Raw genomic sequence first — 3,896 nt, 5'->3', positions numbered from 1 at the left:
CGGCCTGGCCCTGGCGCTGCGCTGGGGCGCCTGGAGCCAGGTCCTCGGCCTCGGCCTCCGCGCCGCCCGCGCCCTCGGCGCCACCGAGGACGCCGCGTACTTCGAGCGCGAGAACACCGCCCGCCGCACGGCCCTGCGCAGGGGCGCCGCCACGGGCGCCATCGCGGGCGGTTCGTTCGCGGCGGGCCACCACCTCGCCGGAGCGGGCGGGGGACACGCGGCCACCGTCCCGGCCAAGGGCGGCCTGCTGACCAACCCCGCGGTGCTGGGCACGGCCGCCACCGTCGCCGTGGCGGGCGCGGCCATCACGGGAGTCCTCGTCGCGAGCCCCTCGCAGTCCTCCCCACCGGCCCGCGACGGCGGCCGCGCGGCGGCGAGCGCCCCCGCTTTCAGCCCGTCCCCGACCCCGTCCCCGACCCGCCACAGGATCATCACACCGCCCACGCACACGAGCCCCCGCCCGGGCCCGCCCACCTCGCCACCACCCGTCATCGATTCTCCCATCAAGAACGATGAAGGCAACAAGGGGAACGGCGACAAGGGAAACGGCGGCGACGGCGGCAAAAAGAACACCGGGGGCCAGAAAAAGGACAGGTGCGAATTCTACAACGGACATAGCTGGCCGGTGCGCAGCCTTCCCCATGTACCAACGCGGCGGATGTCCGACGGTGTTGTCAGGGGCACGATCGACGTTGAACTTGTCTGGCCTAATCTTTTCGATGGCTGCTATCCGCAAGGTGACGTCGCAAATTTCAGAGTCGTGAGCAACAGTGACCCCGAACGGGCGAAGTATTTCACTGTACGAAGGAAGGATGGCTGTCCGCCCGTCTTGAACATTGGACAATCCTGCCCTCTGGAGGTCACTGCGGAAATTCCGCGAGACGACTACTATTATCTAGTATATCTTTATATTCCTGTTATAGGACGGAAGGGTGCGAGTCTTTATTGGTACCTGTCCGCTTCCTGACCGAGGAGTTCTTGTGGCAGAGAGCGAGCGGGACCGTCCCGCCTTTCACGTCGGCGGCAACGCCACCGGCCAGTTCGTCTTCGGCGACAACAACACGGTGACGTCGCAGGCCGCGCCGCCGCCGGTCGACGTGGCGGGCCTGACCCGCTTCGCCGCCGCCGTCATCGAGGCGCTCCCGTCCCTGCGCCTGGACGAGGAGGAACACCACCGGGTGCGGCAACTCGCCGCCGAGATCATGCGCGAGGCCGAAGCGCCGGGCCAGGATTCGGGACGCCTGCCCGCCCTGGGCCGAAGCCTGCGCTCCATCATCGAGAACGCCGCAGCGGGCGCCCTGGCCTCCGGTCTCCTATCCATCTGGCTCCCCTGACCGACCCGCCCCCGACAGATCGCGAACTCAGCGAAAAAGGGCGTGCCAGGCACCCCCGAACGAAGTGCGCTCCTGCCCGTTTCAAGAGGGGCGAGCCCGCGAGAAAGAGGCGGAGACGCAGGGCGACGTGGAGTTCTACGGTCCGCCCTGCGGAACTCGTGCGTGAATTCTCGCTCGCGCTGGAGAGCGTGGACGCCGACATCTCGGCCATGGAGCCGTTCCTGTCGTGGCGATCGTGATCCGCACAGACGGGGCCCCGGCCGGTCGCGACGGGGCGTCAGCGTCTCCTGAGCCACGCACTGCCTGTCCGACGGAGCTCTGACATGACCGGCGTCGCCGAACGATGTCGCCACCGGAGGTCAGAGCGTCGACCGGGACGGTCATGACCGTATCCAGCCGTGGCCGACGTCGGCCGTTCCTCTCCGGAAACTAGCGTTCGACCATACCGTCAAAGTGGCACATTCCCGAACATATCGGTCTTGGTGCTCCGCTGACTGTGAGGGCTCGCACGAGGGCCGGTGGGTACCTCGATCGTGCCTCAGCTCGGTGCGTGGCGGGATGGAGCGGGTCCGTCCGGCGAGCACGCGGCAGCGGCCGAGGGTTCGCGACCACGGCAACGCGAAGGAGAATTCGACATGAGGTGGGCTCCCCGATTCGACCGAAAGTGGAATCGTCCTCTCGCTGGCGCCAAGGCGCTGTTATGGTCGCGACGGATGGGGGCGCTAACGGGTACCTTCATTCTGTCCGCGGTGACGTTCGCGGTCAGTTCCGGTACGGCACACGCGAGCACGTTGTATTTCGAGGACGGGTTCGAAAACGATCCGATGAAGACCTGGGAATGGGACATGGAGGGCGACGGGTCCGCCGGATTCGAGTTCAACGCGGGCATGGCACGGACAGGTGCGAACAACGGCTGGTTGACGGGAAAGCGCGGTGGGGCGTCCGAGAAGAAGTGGGTGTACACGGCCTCGGTCCCGTGGGTCTCCGGCGCCGGGTGCGTCGCGCAGATCTGGGTCGACGCGCCCTACCGGACCAGTGTCGTCCTGGAAATGTGGACCCCGAAGGGCGGTTTGCGTTACAGCGGCGTCCGCACCGTCAACGGTGGCAACTATGAGCGCGTCTACACCGATCGGTGGCCGATGTTCGGCGAGTCCGATATGCAGTTCCGCATCGTTCTGCACGGAACCAATGGCGCCAGCGAGGACTGGGTTCGCCTGGACGACCTCGCCGTGCTGTGCAGCTGGTGACCTCGACCTACCCGAGGAGAGTCCAGCAGCGGACCTTATGCCCTCAAGCGGGGTGGGCGGCGGTCGGTGGGGGACGTGCGCACGTCGCGCAAGTGGAGGTCGGTCACAAGGTCCCCGGCCACCGCCTCGCCCGCCGCCCCGTCGCCCGGGTCGGGCGCTTCTCCCCGGCCCGGCTGGTAGGGGTGCTGCCCGCCGCCACGCGTCCGGCCGGGCGCTCCGGTGGGGCGCATCCTCCGGGGGTCGGGGGTGATTAGGACGACACTTCGGTGCGGTTGCCGCGTGAGGAGGGGTGGTGGTCGCTGCACTGCCCAGCGGAGGCCGTCAGCACGATGTCCGGCCGGCAGGTCCTTCAGTGAATGCCGGCGAGCGTCGCCAACCCGATGCCGAGCTGGGGTCAGACCCGCATCGGTGTTCCACGGCCGCGCCAACCCGGAATGCGGCGCGCAGAACGAACCCCGTCGGAACCTGCACGTTGTTCCAGGGGCATCGGCCGCCTCCCTAGCCTCCGCTCCGCCTTCCCCCGGAAACGCGTGACCCCGCCCGGCCGGGGCCGGGCGGGGGCTCTCACGAGCGTTGGAAGGGCCTGGCGACGGCGGCGGTGTGCACCAGGGCCGTGAGGTTGGTCTCAAGACCCTCCCCTATGCCGTTCACCGCCTTCGTGCCGAGGTAGCGGTACGTGCCCGGGGCCAGGATGATCTCCACTCGGGTCGGGTTCGCCGCTTCGCCGAAGGACCGGGCCAGCGCGATCCCCTGCCGTCCGAGGGCGTCCTTCTCGCCGCGGACGACGTCGACGCCGGGAATCGTCGCGAGCGTCTGGAACAGCGCGGCCCGCAGCGCGGGCGGGGCCGTCATGAGCAGCAGGCGGCCGATGCGGTTGAAGACGAGCTGGTCGCGCGGCCCCTTGTCGTCCGGGTTCTGGCCCCTGCCGTGGGCGGCGTCGGAGTACAGCCGCTCGCGAAGCGCGGACGGGTCCGTCGGCAGGGTCCGGACATCGGCGTGCGGGCGGTCGTCATCGCGGGGTCCCAAGCTCGGAAGGAAGCTCGGTGGGCGCTTGGGATCGCAGCGGGTACCGGGCCGCTCCTCGTATGCGCCTCCGGCCGCCATCGAGCCGTCCCGCCGGAGCCAGGTCTCCCTGCACTTCCTTCTGTCCGACCCGAGCTGGACCATCAGCTCAATGGTGTAGCTGTACGCTCCCGCCTTGACCGGGGGCCCGCCGCGGGCGGTCGCCGCGGCGTCGCGCAGCACCTCCGCCGCGGCGGCCGTCGCCGCCCCGTGGCCGTCCGGCGCGACGACCTGCGCCACTGTGATCGCGACG

Annotated in this window: 3 protein-coding genes and 1 pseudogene; 3 read left to right on the top strand and 1 reads right to left on the bottom strand. The window is 69.3% G+C overall.

Annotated features, from left to right (window positions below):
* The 3 genes and pseudogenes from E1291_RS42910 to E1291_RS39955 form a co-directional block, all read left to right on the top strand.
* Window positions 1-967, top strand: a pseudogene (locus E1291_RS42910) (hypothetical protein); the annotation flags it as partial.
* A 13-nt stretch (window positions 968-980) separates the two neighbouring features.
* A complete protein-coding gene (locus E1291_RS39960; protein WP_131743202.1) occupies window positions 981-1,334 on the top strand; it encodes a hypothetical protein in 354 nt (117 codons plus the stop codon).
* Between the two features lie 749 nt (window positions 1,335-2,083).
* Window positions 2,084-2,581: a hypothetical protein gene (locus E1291_RS39955; protein WP_131743201.1), complete on the top strand. Its 498-nt coding sequence runs from the start codon at window positions 2,084-2,086 to the stop codon at window positions 2,579-2,581.
* Window positions 2,582-3,145: 564 nt separating this feature from the next.
* Here the strand turns inward: E1291_RS39955 and E1291_RS42905 are convergent.
* Window positions 3,146-3,896: CU044_5270 family protein (locus tag E1291_RS42905; protein ID WP_207401213.1), on the bottom strand; the 751-nt coding region annotated here is incomplete at its 5' end.

Origin of the sequence: Actinomadura roseirufa (assembly GCF_900659635.1) — a bacterium.
Lineage (GTDB): Bacteria > Actinomycetota > Actinomycetes > Streptosporangiales > Streptosporangiaceae > Spirillospora > Spirillospora roseirufa.
Note: the sequence above shows the minus strand (reverse complement) of the source record. Positions and strands in the feature narration are given on the sequence as shown.